The sequence below is a fragment of the Burkholderia stagnalis genome (genome assembly GCF_039848545.1).
Classification (GTDB): Bacteria; Pseudomonadota; Gammaproteobacteria; order Burkholderiales; family Burkholderiaceae; genus Burkholderia; species Burkholderia stagnalis.
Window position 1 is genome coordinate 2789856 of record NZ_CP156686.1, and the last position, 16229, is coordinate 2806084.

The 16229-nt window shown below is 69.9% G+C and carries 15 protein-coding genes; 5 read left to right on the plus strand and 10 right to left on the minus strand.

Going from position 1 to position 16229, the window contains the following annotated elements:
• Nucleotides 1–60: 60 nt before the first annotated feature.
• The 5 genes from ABFO07_RS29190 to glcD are packed head-to-tail and all read right to left on the minus strand — an operon-like array spanning nt 61 to nt 6502.
• Nucleotides 61–2235 carry a malate synthase G gene (locus tag ABFO07_RS29190; RefSeq protein WP_347469140.1) on the minus strand — a complete coding sequence of 725 codons (2175 nt, stop codon included), beginning with the start codon at nt 2233–2235 and terminating at the stop codon, nt 61–63.
• A 37-nt stretch (nt 2236–2272) separates the two neighbouring features.
• Nucleotides 2273–2677, minus strand: a complete 405-nt coding sequence (locus ABFO07_RS29195) for a GlcG/HbpS family heme-binding protein (RefSeq protein WP_059565016.1) — start codon at nt 2675–2677, stop codon at nt 2273–2275.
• 14 nt (nt 2678–2691) lie between these two features.
• Complete coding sequence (glcF, locus tag ABFO07_RS29200) at nt 2692–3924, minus strand: glycolate oxidase subunit GlcF (RefSeq protein WP_347469142.1); 1233 nt, start codon at nt 3922–3924, stop codon at nt 2692–2694.
• Nucleotides 3925–3935: 11 nt separating this feature from the next.
• Complete coding sequence (gene glcE / locus ABFO07_RS29205; protein ID WP_060158823.1) at nt 3936–5003, minus strand: glycolate oxidase subunit GlcE; 1068 nt, start codon at nt 5001–5003, stop codon at nt 3936–3938.
• On the minus strand, nt 5003–6502 hold the full coding sequence (gene glcD, locus ABFO07_RS29210) for a glycolate oxidase subunit GlcD (RefSeq protein ID WP_059995621.1): 1500 nt from the start codon (nt 6500–6502) through the stop codon (nt 5003–5005). Before glcD ends, glcE begins: the two co-directional genes overlap by 1 nt.
• A 216-nt stretch (nt 6503–6718) precedes the next feature.
• Between glcD and glcC the strand changes: the two genes are divergently transcribed.
• Complete coding sequence (gene glcC, locus ABFO07_RS29215) at nt 6719–7489, plus strand: transcriptional regulator GlcC (RefSeq protein ID WP_347469143.1); 771 nt, start codon at nt 6719–6721, stop codon at nt 7487–7489.
• A gap of 66 nt (nt 7490–7555) precedes the next feature.
• Here glcC and arsH read toward each other — a convergent pair whose 3' ends face one another.
• From arsH to ABFO07_RS29240, 5 genes are all read right to left on the minus strand, one after another.
• Nucleotides 7556–8278, minus strand: a complete 723-nt coding sequence (gene arsH, locus ABFO07_RS29220) for an arsenical resistance protein ArsH (RefSeq protein ID WP_347469146.1) — start codon at nt 8276–8278, stop codon at nt 7556–7558.
• Nucleotides 8279–8298: 20 nt separating this feature from the next.
• Nucleotides 8299–9369, minus strand: a complete 1071-nt coding sequence (gene arsB, locus ABFO07_RS29225) for an ACR3 family arsenite efflux transporter (protein WP_347469147.1) — start codon at nt 9367–9369, stop codon at nt 8299–8301.
• Between the two features lie 45 nt (nt 9370–9414).
• A complete protein-coding gene (locus tag ABFO07_RS29230; protein WP_347469149.1) occupies nt 9415–9909 on the minus strand; it encodes an arsenate reductase ArsC in 495 nt (164 codons plus the stop codon).
• A 49-nt stretch (nt 9910–9958) separates the two neighbouring features.
• Nucleotides 9959–10300 (minus strand): ArsR/SmtB family transcription factor, encoded by a 342-nt coding sequence (locus ABFO07_RS29235; protein ID WP_059810798.1) that lies wholly within the window; start codon nt 10298–10300, stop codon nt 9959–9961.
• 67 nt (nt 10301–10367) lie between these two features.
• Complete coding sequence (locus ABFO07_RS29240) at nt 10368–11318, minus strand: LysR substrate-binding domain-containing protein (protein WP_060351943.1); 951 nt, start codon at nt 11316–11318, stop codon at nt 10368–10370.
• Between the two features lie 116 nt (nt 11319–11434).
• Here ABFO07_RS29240 and ABFO07_RS29245 point away from each other — a divergent pair, with 116 nt between their 5' ends.
• From ABFO07_RS29245 to ABFO07_RS29260, 4 genes are all read left to right on the plus strand, one after another.
• On the plus strand, nt 11435–13186 hold the full coding sequence (locus tag ABFO07_RS29245) for an IlvD/Edd family dehydratase (RefSeq protein ID WP_347469152.1): 1752 nt from the start codon (nt 11435–11437) through the stop codon (nt 13184–13186).
• A 29-nt stretch (nt 13187–13215) separates the two neighbouring features.
• Nucleotides 13216–14145 carry a dihydrodipicolinate synthase family protein gene (locus tag ABFO07_RS29250; protein WP_059810801.1) on the plus strand — a complete coding sequence of 310 codons (930 nt, stop codon included), beginning with the start codon at nt 13216–13218 and terminating at the stop codon, nt 14143–14145.
• 24 nt (nt 14146–14169) lie between these two features.
• Entirely contained in the window at nt 14170–15099 is a 930-nt protein-coding gene (locus ABFO07_RS29255) for a Gfo/Idh/MocA family protein (protein ID WP_347469153.1), read from the plus strand.
• A gap of 96 nt (nt 15100–15195) precedes the next feature.
• Nucleotides 15196–16209, plus strand: a complete 1014-nt coding sequence (locus ABFO07_RS29260; protein ID WP_059565029.1) for an arabinose ABC transporter substrate-binding protein — start codon at nt 15196–15198, stop codon at nt 16207–16209.
• Nucleotides 16210–16229 lie beyond the last annotated feature (20 nt).

A 16229-nucleotide genomic window follows, 5' to 3' on the forward strand; every position in this document is an offset into this window, starting at 1 on the left:
GGCGGCCGCAGCCGCCCGTTCGGGGTCGAAGCACGCGGGCAGTGCCCGCGTGCGACGGGGTCAGCCGGCGCGTTGGTGCTGCTTGTACGCGAGCCGGAACTGGTGCAGCAGCGGCTCCGTGTAGCCGCTCGGCTGCGCGGTGCCTTGCAGCGCGAGCGCGCACGCGGCCTTGAATGCGTATGACGAATCGAAGTCGGGCGCCATCGGACGGTAGTTCGCGTCGCCGGCATTCTGCCCGTCGACGACGCCGGCCATCCGCTTGAACACGCCGAGCACGAAGTCCTCGGTGATCACGCTGTGGCGCAGCCAGTTCGCGATGTGCTGGCTCGAGATGCGCAGCGTCGCGCGGTCTTCCATCAGGCCGACGTTGTTGATGTCGGGCACCTTCGAGCAGCCGACGCCCTGTTCGACCCAGCGCACGACGTAGCCGAGGATGCCCTGCGCATTGTTCTCGACCTCGCGCAGGATCTCGTCCTCGCTCCATTCGGCGCGCTCGACGACCGGGATCGTCAGCAGCCCTTCGAGCAGCGCGTCGCGCTCGCTCGCGTACGGGATCTTCTCGAGTTCCTGCTGGACGGCCTGCACGTCGACGAGGTGATAGTGCAGCGCGTGCAGCGTCGCCGCGGTGGGCGACGGCACCCACGCGGTGTTCGCGCCCGCGCGCGGATGGCCGATCTTCTGCTCGAGCATCGCGTGCATCAGGTCCGGCATCGCCCACATGCCCTTGCCGATCTGCGCGCGGCCGCGCAGCCCCGCGGCGAGGCCGGCGAGCACGTTGTTGCGCTCGTACGCGGTGATCCACGCGGACGATTTCATGTCGCCCTTGCGGATCATCGGGCCCGCTTCCATCGACGAATGCATCTCGTCGCCGGTGCGGTCGAGGAAGCCGGTGTTGATGAACGCGACGCGCGCGGCCGCCGCCGCGATGCACGCGGCGAGGTTCACGCTGGTGCGGCGCTCCTCGTCCATGATGCCCATCTTCAGCGTGTGGCGCGGCAGGCCGTAAAGATCCTCGACGCGCGCGAACAGCGTGTCGGCGAACGCGACTTCGGCCGGGCCGTGCATCTTCGGCTTCACGATGTAGATCGAGCCGGTGCGCGAGTTGCGCTTCGCTTTCAGGTCGTGCAGCGCGCACAGCGTCGTGACGACGCCGTCGAGGATGCCTTCCGGGATCTCGTTGCCGTCGCGGTCGAGCACCGCGCCGTTGGTCATCAGGTGGCCGACGTTGCGGATGAACAGCAGCGAGCGGCCATGCAGCGTCAGCGTGCCGCCGGCGGGCGTCGTGTATTCGCGGTCGGCGTTCAGGCGGCGCGTGAAGGTCTTGCCGCCTTTCGACATCTCCTCGGCGAGCGTGCCCTGCATCAGGCCGAGCCAGTTACGGTAGAGCTGCACCTTGTCGTCGGCGTCGACCGCCGCGACCGAATCCTCGCAGTCGATGATCGTGCTGACCGCCGCCTCGAGCACGACGTCCTTCACGTTCGCGGGATCGGCGCGGCCGATCGGCGTCGATGCGTCGATCTGGATCTCGACGTGCAGGCCGTTGTGCTTCAGCAGGATCGCCGACGGCGCGTCGGCCGCGCCCTGGTAGCCGGCGAACTGCGCGGGCTGCGCGAGCGTGGTGACGCCCGCGTTGGTATCGACGGCGAGCTGGCCGTCCTGCACGCGATAGCGCAGCGCGTCGCGGTGCGAGCCGCGCGCGAGCGGCGCCGCGTTGTCGAGCACGCCGCGCGCGTAGTCGATCACGTGCTGGCCGCGCGTCGGGTTGTAGGCCGCGGTGCGCTCGGCGCCGTTGTCTTCCGGCAGCGCGTCGGTGCCGTACAGCGCGTCGTACAGGCTGCCCCAGCGCGCGTTCGCCGCGTTCAGCGCATAGCGCGCATTCGACAGCGGCACGACGAGCTGCGGGCCGGCTTGCTGGGCGATTTCGCTGTCGACGTTCGCGGTGGCTGCCGCGACGTTCGACGGTGCGGGCACCAGGTAGCCGATCCGTTCGAGGAACGCGCGATACGCGGCGTGGTCGCGCACCGGGCCGGGGTGCGCGCGGTGCCACGTGTCGAGTTCCTGCTGCAGGCGGTCGCGTTCCGCGAGCAGTTCGCGGTTGCGCGGCGCCAGCTCGTGCACCAGCGCGGAGAAGCCGCGCCAGAATGCTGCCTGGTCGATGCCGGTGCCCGGCAGCGCTTCGTTTTCGATGAACTGGCTCAGCGCTGGCGCGACTTGCAGTCCGTCATGGTCGATCATCGTGATTCCTCCCGGGGAAAGATGTGGCGCGCGCGGATCAGGCCGCGACGCTTTGTACGCCGGCACGGGCGATCTGCGCGTCCTGCTCGGACTTTACGCCAGACACGCCGATCGCGCCCGCAATCTGGCCGCCGACCGTCACCGGCACGCCGCCTTCGAGCAGCCCCGACACCGGCACGCTCAGGAAGGCGGTGCGGCCGCCGTTGATCATATCCTCATACGCTTTGGTCTCGCGCCGGCCGAGCGCGGCGGCGCGCGCCTTTTCCTGCGCGATGTACGCGCTCGCGGCCGAGGCGCCGTCGAGGCGCACGAGCGCGAGCGGGTGGCCGCCGTCGTCGACGATCGCGATCGTGACGGCCCAGCCGTGACGTTCGGCTTCGGCGCGGGCGGCGGCCAGCATGCGGTCGGCGTCGGCGCGTTCGAGTACGGATTTGGTTTGCATGGCAGCTTGCTCCGTCAATCAGTTGACATGGGGGTGTCGACCAGCTCGATCCAGTGACGCACGGGCGTGCGGCCCGCGCCGTTCAGATGAGTCTGGCAGCCGATGTTGGCGGTGACAATCAGGTCCGGCCGCGCCGCTTCGAGCGCGTCGAGCTTGTTGTCGCGCAGCGTGGCCGCGAGCTCGGGCTGCGTCAGCGAATACGTGCCGGCCGAGCCGCAGCACAGGTGCGCGTCGGCGACATTCGTCAGATCGAAGCCGAGCCGCGCGAGGATGCCCTCGACCGCGCCGCCGAGGCGCTGCGCGTGCTGCAGCGTGCACGGGCAATGGAACGCGACGCGGCGCGCGCCGGGCGCATCGTGTGCATTCAGCGCATCGAGCGGCTCGGCCGCGATCACCTCGGCGAGGTCGCGCGCGAGCGCGCTCACGCGCTGCGCCTTGTCCGCATAGGCAGGGTCGGACCGCAGCAGGTCGCCGTACTCCTTCACGAACGCGCCGCAGCCGCTCGCGGTCAGCACGATCGCCTCCGCGCCGGCCTCGATCGCGGGCCACCACGCGTCGATGTTGCGCCGCGCGCGGGCAAGGCCCGCGTCCTGCGCGTTCAGGTGGTATTCGGTCGCGCCGCAGCAGCCGGCCTGCGGCGCGGGCGTCACGCTGATGCCGAGCCGGTCGAGCACGCGCGCGGCCGCCGCGTTGGTGTTCGGCGACAGCGCGGGCTGCACGCAGCCTTCGAGCATCAGCACCCGCCGCGCATGGCGCGCGGGCGGGCGCGTGCCGGCGGCCGGCGGCGCGGCCGGAATCTTGCCGCGCAGCGTGCCGGGCAGCAGCGGGCGCAGCGCCCGCCCGGCCTTCAGCAGCGCGGCGAAGGTGGCCGGGCGCGGCACGACGTGGCGCAGGCCCGCGCGCAGCAGGCGTTCGCGCGCGGGGCGCCGGGCATGTTTCTCGGCCTCGGCGCGGCCGATGTCGAGCAGCGTGTGATAGCGCACGCCCGACGGGCAGGTCGTTTCACAGTTGCGGCAGGTGAGGCAGCGGTCGAGATGCTGCTGCGTGCGCGTGCCGCAGGGCTCGCCTTCGAGCAACTGCTTGATCAGGTAGATGCGGCCGCGCGGCCCGTCGAGTTCGTTGCCGAGCACCTGGTAGGTGGGGCAGGTCGCATTGCAGAAGCCGCAGTGCACGCACGCGCGCAGGATCGCTTCCGCTTCGTCGGCCCGTGCATGCGCGCGGCTTGCTTCGCTGAGATTGGTTTGCATCGGCGTGTCTGTCAGAAATCGGCGTACAGGCGCCCGGGGTTGAAGATCGCGTGCGGATCGAGCTTGGCCTTCAGCGCGCGGTGTACGCGCAGCAGCGCGGGCGGCAGCGGCTGGAACGGCGTCGGCGTCACGCCCGGCGTGAAGCAGGCCGCATGCCCGCCCCATTGCGCGGCGATGCGCTGCACGTCGGCGGGAGCGGCGTCGCTCTTCAGCCAGCGCTGCGCGCCGCCCCAGTCGAGCAGCGCGGCGCCCGGCAGCGTGCCGGGCGGTGCGGCGGCCGGCACCGACACGCGCCACAGCGGGCGCGGATCGTCGAAGAACGGCAGCGCGAATGCGCGCAGCCGCGCCCAGAACGCGTCGTCGGTGTCGTCGCCGCCGATCGTCGCGCGCGCCGCGTTCACGGAGCCCGTGCCGCCTTCGATGCGCACGCGCAGCACGCCGTCGGCATGGCACGCGCCGGCGAGCGGCAGGCCCGCGCGGCGCCACGCGGCGACGCGTTGCAGCGCGTCGCCGGCGTCGAGCGCAAGCGCGAGGTGGCGGGTCGCGCGCGGCTTCGGCAGCACCTTCAGCGACACCTCGGTGACGAGGCCGAGACAGCCGAAGCTGCCCGCGAGCAGGCGCGACACGTCGTAGCCCGCGACGTTCTTCATCACCTCGCCGCCGAAGCGCAGGTGCTTCGCGTGGCCGGTGATCACGCGGCAGCCGAGCACGACGTCGCGCACCGCGCCGGCCCACGGCCGGCGCGGCCCGGACAGCGCCGCCGCGAACATCCCGCCGACCGTCGCCGCGCCGCCGAACGCGGGCGGTTCGCACGGCAGCATCTGGCCGGCCGCGTCGAGCGCGGCTTCGAGCTCGGCGAGCGGCGTGCCCGCGCGCGCGGTGATCACCAGCTCGGTCGGGTCGTAGCCGACGATGCCGCGATGCGTGCGCGTGTCGATCTCGCGCGCGGCAACCGGGCGGCCGAGGCACGCCTTCGTGTCGCCGCCGCGGATCCGCAGCGGCTGCCGGTCGTGCAGCGCGGCTTCGACCTGCGCGAGCAGGGCGGCGCTGTCGTCCATCGATTCGATTTCGCGTCGCATCAGAAGCGCTCCAGTTCGGGAAACGGCAACCGGCCGTGGTGCACGTGCATCGCGCCGAATTCGGCGCAGCGATGCAGCGTCGGGATGTTCTTGCCGGGGTTCAGCAGCCCGCGCGGATCGAACGCGGCCTTCACCGCGTGGAAGAACGTGATTTCGTCGGCGTTGAACTGCACGCACATCTGGTTGATCTTCTCGCGGCCGACGCCGTGCTCGCCGGTGATGCTGCCGCCCACCGCGACGCACAGTTCGAGGATCCGCCCGCCCAGCGCCTCCGCGCGATCGAGCTCACCGGGCCGGTTCGCGTCGAACAGGATCAGCGGATGCATGTTGCCGTCGCCCGCATGGAACACGTTCGCCACCGGCAGCCCGTATTCGGCGGACAGCGCCGCGATTCCTTCGAGCACGCGCGGCAGCTCGCGGCGCGGGATCGTGCCGTCCATGCAGTAGTAGTCGGGCGAGAGGCGGCCGACCGCCGGGAACGCGTTCTTGCGGCCGGCCCACAAGCGCTGGCGCTCGGCCTCGTCGCGCGCGACGCGGATCTCCGCCGCGCCCGCGTCGCGCAGCAGCGCGGCCACGCGTTCGGCATCCTCGTCGACGTCGCTCGCCGCGCCGTCGAGTTCGCACAGCAGGATCGCCTGCGCGTCGACCGGGTAGCCCGCGTGGATGAAATCCTCGGCCGCGCGGATCGCGAGGTTGTCCATCATCTCGAGGCCGCCGGGAATCACGCCCGCGCCGATGATCCGCGCGACCGCGCCGCCGGCCCGGCCGACGTCGTCGAAGCTCGCCATCAGCACCGTCACGCTCGGCGGCTTCGGCAGCAGCTTCACGGTCACTTCGGTGACGATGCCGAGCATGCCCTCGGAGCCCGTGAACAGCGCGAGCAGGTCGAAGCCCGGCGCATCGAGCGCGTCGGCCCCGAGCGTGAGCCGCTCGCCGTCGATCGTCAGGATCTCGACCTTCAGGATGTTGTGCACCGTGAGCCCGTATTTCAGGCAGTGCACGCCGCCCGCGTTTTCCGCGACGTTGCCGCCGATCGAGCATGCGATCTGCGACGACGGATCGGGCGCGTAGTAGAGGCCGTAGGGTGCCGCGGCCTGCGAGATCGCGAGATTGCGCACGCCGGGCTGCACGCGCGCGATGCCGGCGTCGGCATCGATCGACAGGATCCGGTTGAACTTCGCCATCACGAGCAGGATGCCTTTCTCGAGCGGCATCGCGCCGCCCGACAGCCCCGTGCCCGCGCCGCGCGCGACGACCGGCACGCCGTGCGCGGCCGCGACGCGCAGCACCGCGCGCACCTCGTCGACGGTGGCCGGTAGCACGACCAGCAGCGGCACCGTGCGATACGCGGCGAGGCCGTCGCATTCGAACGGCTTCAATGCCTCGCGTTCATGCAGCACGTCGAGGCCGGGCGCCGCCGCGCGCAACGCGGCGGCGAGCGTGCCGGGGTCGACCGTCGGCAGCGCGCCGTCGATCCGTTCGTCGTAGATGAAGCTCATCGGGTGTCTCCGCCATGCTGACGGACGCGTGGTGCACGGTCCGCCGGAAGGACGGATTCTTGTGGGTCGGCGCGTGTGTGTCCAGACACCTTGGGCGTGGTCATACCAGTTTTTCGACGAAGGCCGTGAAGGGGTGCCTGCCGTTTCCTTGAAGCCTAACCAGTACAAGGGTTTATGGCAGAATCGACCGCATCACCGAAAAGTGGTCATACCAGCATGGAAACGCAGGATCGTGAAGGCCGCGCGCGGCGCGTGGCGGACGTCGTCGCCGAGCGCATCGAGAAGCTGATCGTCGATGGCGTGCTGAAGGCCGGGCAGGCGCTGCCGTCCGAGCGGCGGCTCACCGAGAAGCTCGGCGTGTCGCGCACGGCGGTGCGCGAAGGGATGAAGCTGTTGGCCGCGCGCGGCATCATCGACACGGCGCACGGCAAGGGCTCGTTCGTCGCGAGCCTGACCCCGCAGCGCGAGATCACGCCGATGATGCACCTGCTCGGCTCGCAGCCGCGCACGCTGTACGACCTGTTCGAGGTGCGCGGGATGCTCGAGGCCGAGGCGGCGCGGCTCGCGGCGCTGCGCGGCACGCCGGCCGATTTCATCCTGATCACGCGGCGCTACGACGAGATGGTCGCGGCCGATGCGCAGGATCTCGATCCGGCCGCACGCGCGAAGCTCGATCATGCGTTTCATCTGGCGATCTGCGAGGCGTCGCACAACCCGGTGCTCGTCAATACGCTGCAGTCGCTGACCGACCTGCTGCTCAGCTCGGTGTTCGCGTCGGTGAACAACCTGTACCACCGCGAGCCGATGAAGAAGCAGATCGACCGCCAGCATGCGCGGCTGTTCAACGCGGTCACGGGCCGGCTGCCCGAGCAGGCGCGCAAGGCGGCGAGCGAGCATATCCGCCAGTGTGTCGATTACCTGCGGGAGATCGAGCAGGAGGAGCAGCGGCTCGTGCGCTCGACGCTCAGGCTCGAAGGGTGGACGTGAGCGGGCAATGGCGCGCGCCGTTCGAGGCGCGGGCGGCACGCCCGGCCCGCATCGTTTCGCAGGGCGTCAGATCGCCGCTTGATTCACCCGCTTCGACAGCGCTTCGGCACTCTCCTTGCGCTCGCTGTACCGGTCGACCAGATACGGGCCGATGTCCCGGGTCAGCAGCGTGAACTTGACCAGTTCCTCCATCACGTCCACCACGCGATCGAAATACGCGGACGGCTTCATCCGGCCGGCCTCGTCGAATTCCGTGAAGGCCTTCGCCACCGACGACTGGTTCGGGATGGTCAGCATGCGCATCCAGCGGCCCAGCACGCGCATCTGGTTCACCGCGTTGAACGACTGCGAACCGCCGCTCACCTGCATCACGGCGAGCGTTTTCCCCTGGGTCGGGCGAACGGCGCCGACCGACAGCGGAATCCAGTCGATCTGCGCTTTCATGATGCCGGTCATCGCGCCGTGCCGCTCCGGCGAGCACCACACCATCCCCTCGGACCATTGGACGAGTTCGCGAAGCTCGACGACCTTCGGGTGCTGCTCCGGCGCGTCGTCGGGCAGCGGCAAGCCGCTCGGGTTGAACACGCGTACCTCGGCGCCCATGGCCGTGAGCAGGCGCGCGGCTTCCTCGATCAGCAGGCGGCTGAACGACCGCTCGCGCAGCGACCCGTACAGCAGCAGGAAACGGGGCGGATGAGTGGACGGCGACGCCGCCCGCAATTGGCCGGCGTCCGGCACGCGAAACAGCGTGGCGTCGAGTTGCGGCAGGTCGTTCAGGTGGTCGGTCATGGGATCGTTCTCGTGTGTGCTCAAGCCCGCTCGTACCAGCCCTTGGACCGGTTGACGATGCGCACCACCAGCAGCATCACCGGCACCTCGATCAGCACCCCGACGACGGTGGCCAGCGCCGCGCCGGAATGGAAGCCGAACAGGCTGATCGCGGCCGCGACCGCCAGCTCGAAGAAATTGGATGCGCCGATCAGCGCCGACGGGCACGCGATGTCGTGCTTCTCGCCGACGGCCCGGTTGAGCCAGTATGCGAGCGCCGAATTGAAGAACACCTGGATCAGGATCGGCACCGCGAGCAGCGCGATCACCAGCGGCTGCTTCAGGATCGCTTCGCCCTGGAACGCGAACAGCAGCACGAGCGTGGCGAGCAGCGCGGCGATGGACCAGGGGCCGATCTTCGCCATCGCGGCATCGAACGCCGCCTGTCCTTTCGCGAGCAGCAGCTTGCGCCCGATCTGCGCGAGGATCACCGGAATGACGATATAGAGCAGCACCGACGTGAGCAGCGTCGCCCACGGCACCGTGATCGCGGAGATGCCCAGCAGCAGGCCGACCAGCGGCGCGAATGCGATCACCATGATGCTGTCGTTCAGCGCCACCTGCGACAGCGTGAACAGCGGATCGCCGCCCGTCAGCCGGCTCCAGACGAACACCATCGCCGTGCACGGCGCGGCGGCCAGCAGGATCAGGCCCGCGATATAGCTGTCGAGCTGATCGGCGGGCAGCATCGGCGCGAAGATCTGCTTGATGAACAGCCAGCCGAGAAACGCCATCGAGAACGGCTTGACGAGCCAGTTCACGACCAGCGTGACGCCGATCCCTTTGACGTGCTGGCGCACTTCATGCAACGCGCCGAAATCGACCTTCACGAGCATCGGGATGATCATCACCCAGATCAGCAGCCCGACCGGGAGGTTGACCTGCGCGTATTCCATCCGGCCGATCTGCTGGAACAGGCCGGGCAGCGCCTGGCCGAGCGCGATGCCGGCGACGATGCACAGCGCCACCCAGACGGACAGGTAGCGTTCGAAGAAGTTGATGGCGGGCTTTGCAACGGCGTTTCCCGGCGGGGCGACGTTCGAGGTGTTCATGGGGCGGCTCGGTGACGAGGGATCGGCGTGACGCGATGCAGACGATCAGCTTTCCGAAATGTTGGTGAGGGCCTTCTGAAGCTCGGCGTTGTCGAGGCGATCGAGCGGAAGCGCCAGCAGTTGCAGCATCCGATAGCCGATCGCCTGGCGGGTGAGTTCGAACGCGGCGCGCTTGCCTTCGTCGCCACCCGGCGCGTTTGACGGGTCGACGTAGCCCCAGTGCACCTTGACCGGGCTGCCGGGCCAGTACGGGCAGGTTTCCGCCGCCGCGCTGTCGCACACCGTGATGACGATGCGCATTTCAGGCGCGCCGTCGCCGACGAACTCATCCCAGCACTTGCTGCGATAACCGTCGACGTCGATGCCCGCGCGCGTCAGCGCCTCCAGCGCGAACGGATTGAGCCGCCCGCTCGGCGCGCTGCCTGCGCTGTACGCGCGCACATCCTTGCCGAGCTTCGCGGCCCAGTGGTTGAGCATGCCTTCCGCGAGCACGCTGCGCGCCGAGTTGTGGGTGCAGAGGATCAGGACGTGGGTGGTCATGGGCGACGGCTTCGCAGTGGGGCGACGGGGATGGGGGCGCGCGGGTGCATCACGACGCGCGTGCCTTCGAGGGCTTGCAACTGCCCGCATCGGCCGGCATGCAGGGTTGGCCGCCGCAGCAGTTTTCGGTCAGGTAGCCGAGCAGGTCGTTCATGGCCGCGTAGTTGGCGGAGTAGATCATGTAGCGCCCGCGTTGCTCGACCGCGACGAGGTTCGCATGGGTCAGTTCCTTCATGTGAAAGGACAGCGACGACGGGGCAATGCCCAGGCGTTCGGCGATCTGGCCCGCGGGCAACCCGTCGGGGCCGGCTTCCACGAGCAGCCGAAAGACCGCGAGCCGGGATTCCTGGGCCAGGGCGCCGAGGGCGCGGACGACAGAATTCGTTTCCATATTTCGATAATAATTGAAATGTTGGCGAATGCAAAGGCACGCGTCAGCGGCGCACGCCACCAAAACGTCACAGCACCACGCCGTAAACCTCCCGCGCCGCCACCCGGATCGCATCGACCATCACCGACGCCGCCGGCGAATACAGCCGGTCGGTGCGCGTGATGAGCCCGAAGTCGTCCATCCGGCAATCCATCTCCAGCGGCAGCAGCGCGACGATGCCGTGCCCTGCGTAGTAGCGCGCGACGTCGGCCGCGAGCACCGCGATCATGTCGCTCTGCTCCAGCACGCGCGTGATGAACAGCAGCGCGGCGGTTTCGACGACGTTCGACGGCGGCGCGAGGCTCGCGCGCTGGAACATCAGCTCGAAGCGGTGGCGCAGCACGCTGCCGGCCGGCGGCACGACCCACGCGGCGCGCTGCACGTCGGCGAGCGCGAGCGGTGCGTGCGCGAGCAGCGGATGCCCGGGCCGCACGACCGCGGCGACCGGTTCGCCGGTCAGCGGCTCGTAGCGCAGGTGCAGCTTGTCGTGTTCAGCGGACAGCCGGCCGAGCACGATGTCGAGCTTGTCCTGCGCGAGCCGTTCGAGCAGCACGTTGCTCGTGTCGATCTCGACGGAGATGTGGACGCTCGCATGCGTCCCCTTGACGGCGGCAACCGCCGGCGGCACCACGCGCAGGCCCGGCGACGTGATCGCGCCGAGCGCGACGTGCCCGAGCCGCCCGGCCTTCAGCGCGGCCAGTTCCTCGCGCGCCTGGTCGAGGCTGCCGAGCGCCGCGCGCGCGTGGCGGATCAGCGCGTCGCCGTACAGCGTCGGCCGCATCCCGCGCGGCAGGCGTTCGAACAGCACCGCGCCGATCGTGTCCTCGAGCTCGCGCAGCAGCTTCGACGCAGCCGGCTGCGTCATGTTCAGCGCGGCCGCCGCGCGGTGGATGCTGCCTTCGTCGGCGAGCGCGACGACCAGCAGCAGCTGTCGCGTCTTCAGGCGGGTGCGGATTCCCCACGGGCTGGCTTCGGGCATCGTACGGGTTTATATCGATATCGGAATCGATATCGTAATCGCCTAAAACGTCATTAGCGAGTTATCAAAATTCTTCCTAGACTGCGCCGATATCTCGTCTCTCACAGGACCCCGCGATGTCGGCGACAAAACCCAGGCTGCGCTCCGCCCAATGGTTCGGCACGATGGACAAGAACGGCTTCATGTACCGGAGCTGGATGAAGAACCAGGGCATCCCCGACCACGAATTCGACGGCCGGCCGATCGTCGGCATCTGCAACACGTGGTCGGAGCTCACGCCGTGCAACGCGCACTTCCGCAAGCTGGCGGAGCACGTGAAGCGCGGCATCCACGAGGCGGGCGGCTTTCCGGTCGAGTTCCCGGTGTTCTCGAACGGCGAATCGAACCTGCGGCCGTCGGCGATGCTGACGCGCAATCTCGCGTCGATGGACGTCGAGGAGGCGATCCGCGGCAACCCGATCGACGCGGTCGTGCTGCTCGCCGGCTGCGACAAGACCACGCCCGCGCTGCTGATGGGCGCGGCGAGCTGCGACGTGCCGGCGATCGTCGTGTCCGGCGGGCCGATGCTGAACGGCAAGCTCGACGGCAAGGACATCGGCTCCGGCACCGCGGTGTGGAAGCTGCACGAGGCGCTGAAGGCCGGCGAGATCGACCTGCATCATTTCCTGTCCGCGGAAGCGGGCATGTCGCGCTCGGCCGGCACCTGCAACACGATGGGCACCGCGTCGACGATGGCGTGCCTCGCCGAGGCGCTCGGCGTCACGCTGCCGCACAACGCGGCGATTCCGGCCGTCGACTCGCGCCGCTACGTGCTCGCGCACATGTCGGGCATCCGCATCGTCGAGATGGCGCTCGAAGGCTTGACGCTATCGAAGGTGCTCACGTGCGCCGCGTTCGAGAACGCGATCCGCACGAACGCGGCGATCGGCGGCTCGACCAACGCGGTGATCCACCTGAAGGCGATCGCGGGGCGCATCGGCGTGCCGCTCGAGCTCGAGGACTGGATGCGCATCGGCCGCGACACGCCGACGATCGTCGACCTGCAGCCGTCGGGCCGCTTCCTGATGGAGGCGTTCTATTACGCGGGCGGCCTGCCCGCGGTGCTGCGCCGGCTCGGCGAAGGCGGGCTGCTGCCGCATCCGGATGCGCTGACCGTGAACGGCAAGTCGCTGTGGGAGAACGTGCGCAACGCGCCGAACCACGACGACGAGGTGATCCGCCCGCTCGACCGGCCGCTGCTCGCGGACGGCGGGATCCGCATCCTGCGCGGCAATCTCGCGCCGCGCGGCGCGGTGCTCAAGCCGTCGGCGGCGAGCCCCGAACTGCTGAAGCATCGCGGCCGCGCGGTGGTGTTCGAGAACTTCGACCACTACAAGGCCACGATCGACGACGAAGCGCTCGACGTCGACGCGAACTCGGTGCTGGTGCTGAAGAACTGCGGGCCGCGCGGTTATCCGGGGATGGCCGAGGTCGGCAACATGGGGCTGCCGCCGAAGCTGCTGCGGCAGGGCGTGAAGGACATGGTGCGGATTTCCGACGCGCGGATGAGCGGCACCGCGTACGGCACGGTCGTGCTGCACGTCGCGCCGGAGGCGGCCGCGGGCGGCCCGCTCGCGGCGGTGCGCACCGGCGACTGGATCGAGCTCGACTGCGACGCGGGCACGCTGCACCTGGACATCGGCGACGACGAGCTGCAGCGCCGCCTGTCGGACGTCGATCCGGCCGCCGCACCGGGCGTCGCCGGGCAGCTCGGCAAGGGCGGCTATGCGCGCCTGTACATCGATCACGTGCTGCAGGCCGACGAAGGCTGCGACCTCGATTTCCTGGTCGGCCAGCGCGGCGCGGCGGTGCCGGGCCATTCGCATTGACGCGCGCCGACCCGATCAGGATCCGAACCATGACATCCAGCCGTTCGCCGCGTTATCGCGGCATTTTCCCCGTCGTGCCGACGACGTTCACCGACACCGGCGCGCTCGATCTCGCGAGCCAGAAGCGCGCGGTCGATTTCATGATCGACGCGGGCTCGGACGGGCTGTGCATCCTCGCGAACTTCTCCGAGCAGTTCGCGCTCGCCGACGACGAGCGCGACGTGCTCACGCGCACGATCCTCGAGCACGTCGCCGGCCGCGTGCCGGTGATCGTGACGACGTCGCACTACGGCACGGACGTCTGCGCGGCGCGCAGCCGCCGCGCGCAGGATCTCGGCGCGTCGATGGTGATGGTGATGCCGCCGTATCACGGCGCGACGTTCCGCGTGCCCGAGCCGCAGATCTTCGACTTCTACGCGCGCGTGTCGGACGCGCTCGACATCCCGATCATGATCCAGGACGCGCCGGCGAGCGGCACCGTGCTCGCCGCGCCGTTCCTCGCGCGGATGGCGCGCGAGATCGAGCAGGTCGCGTACTTCAAGATCGAGACGCCGGGCGCGGCGAGCAAGCTGCGCGAGCTGATCCGGCTCGGCGGCGACGCGGTCGAGGGGCCGTGGGACGGCGAGGAGGCGATCACGCTGCTGGCCGACCTGAACGCGGGCGCGACCGGCGCGATGACGGGCGGCGCGTATCCGGACGGCCTGCGGCCGATCCTCGTCGCGCACCGCGAAGGGCGCATCGACGACGCTTATGCGCGCTACGCGCAGTGGCTGCCGCTGATCAATCACGAGAACCGCCAGGCGGGGCTGCTCGCCGCGAAGGCGCTGATGCGCGAAGGCGGCGTGATCGCGTGCGAGCGGCCGCGCCATCCGCTGCCCGAACTGCATCCGGCCACGCGCGCCGAGCTGGTCGCGCTCGCGCGCCGGCTCGATCCGCTGGTGCTGCGCTGGGCGCGCTGACCGATCACGTACAAGGAGCGCACGATGGATTCCGTCTATTCGCTGGGCATCGTCGGCATCGGCAAGATCGCCCGCGACCAGCATCTGCCCGCGATCGCCGCCGAGCCGGGCTTCGCGCTGGCCGCGTGCGCGAGCCGTCATGCGGAACTCGACGGCGTGCGGAACTACCCGAACCTCGACGCGCTGCTCGCCGCCGAGCCCGGCCTCGATGCGGTCTCGCTGTGCGCGCCGCCGCAGGTGCGCTACGCGCAGGCGCGCGCCGCGCTCGAAGCGGGCAAGCACGTGATGCTCGAGAAGCCGCCGGGCGCGACGCTCGGCGAAGTGGCGGCGCTGCAGGCGCTCGCGCATGCGCGCGGCTGCACGTTGTTCGCGACCTGGCATTCGCGCTATGCGAGCGCGGTCGAGCCGGCGCGCGCGTGGCTCGCGACGCGCACGATCCGCGCGGTGCAGGTGCGCTGGAAAGAGGACGTGCGGCGCTGGCATCCGGGCCAGCAATGGATCTGGGAGCCCGGCGGCCTCGGCGTGTTCGATCCGGGCATCAACGCGCTGTCGATCGTCACGCAGATCCTGCCGCGCGAACTGGTGCTCGCGTCCGCGCGCCTGTTCGTGCCGCGTGACGTGCAGACGCCGATCGCGGCCGAGCTCGATTGCGTCGATACCGGCGGCGTGCCGGTGCGCGCCGAATTCGACTGGCGTCACGGGCCGCTCGAGCAATGGGAGATCGCGGTCGATACCGCCGACGGCGTGCTGGCGATCAGCGGCGGCGGCGCGCAGCTGTCGATCGCGGGCGAGCCGGTCGCATTGCCGCCGCAGCGCGAGTACCCGGCGCTGTACGCGCGCTTTCACGAACTGATCGCCGGCCACGAGAGCGACGTCGACGCGCGGCCGCTGCGCCTCGTCGCCGACGCGTTCCTGTTCGGCCGCCGCGTCGAGACGGACGCATTCGGCCGCTGACGCATCCGCACCGCGCCGCATCGCCGTCAGCACGGCACGCGTTCGCACACATATACACACCACGGTCGACCACGGCCTGACACAAGGAGACACGACATGACCCGCACGACCCGCACGATCCGCCGACTGACCCTGCGCGCCACGCTCGCGGCGCTGTGCCTCGCGCCGCTCGGCATGCCGGGCGCGGCCCGCGCCGATGCGCCGCTGAAGATCGGCTTTCTCGTGAAGATGCCCGAGCAGGCGTGGTTCATCAACGAGCAGAACGCGGCCGGCACGCTGGGCCAGAAGCAGGGCTTCTCGGTCGTGAAGATCGGCACGCCCGACGGCGAGAAGACGCTCGCCGCGATCGACAACCTCGGCGCGCAGGGCGTGCAGGGCTTCGTGATCTGCGCGCCCGACGTGCGGCTCGGGCCCGCGATCGCCGCGCGCGCGAAGCGCTACAACATGAAGTTCGTGACCGTCGACGACCAGCTCGTCGATTCGTCCGGCAAGCCGCTCGCGAACGTCCCGCACCTCGGGATGTCGGCGACCAAGATCGGCGGCCAGGTCGGCCAGGCGATCGCCGACGAGATGAAGCAGCGCGGCTGGAAGCCGGAGGAAGTCGGCGCGCTGCGCGTGACCAACTACGAGCTGCCGACCGCGAAGCTGCGCACCGACGGCGCGACGCAGGCGCTGCTCGCGAACGGCTTCCGCAAGGAGAACATCTTCGACGCGCCGCAGAAGACGACCGACGACGAAGGCGGCTTCAGCGCCGCCGCGCCGGTGCTCGCGCGGCATCCGAACGTGAAGAAGTGGGTGATCTTCGCGCTGAACGAGGAGACCGTGCTCGGCGCGGTGCGCGCGACCGAGCAGCTGCACATCCCGTCCGCGGACGTGATCGGCGTCGGCATCAACGGCGCGGGCGAGGCGTTCGCCGAATTCCAGAAGAAGGAGCCGACCGGCTTCTACGGCACGATCGCGGTCAGCTCGACGAACCACGGCAAGGACAGCGCGCAGAACCTCGTCGACTGGATCCGCAACGGCAAGGTGCCGCCCGCCGACACGCAGACGAGCGGCAAGCTGATGACGCGCGGCAACTGGCAGGCCGTGCGCGCCGAGCTGGGCATCTGACGACGGCCGGCGAGGGTGCG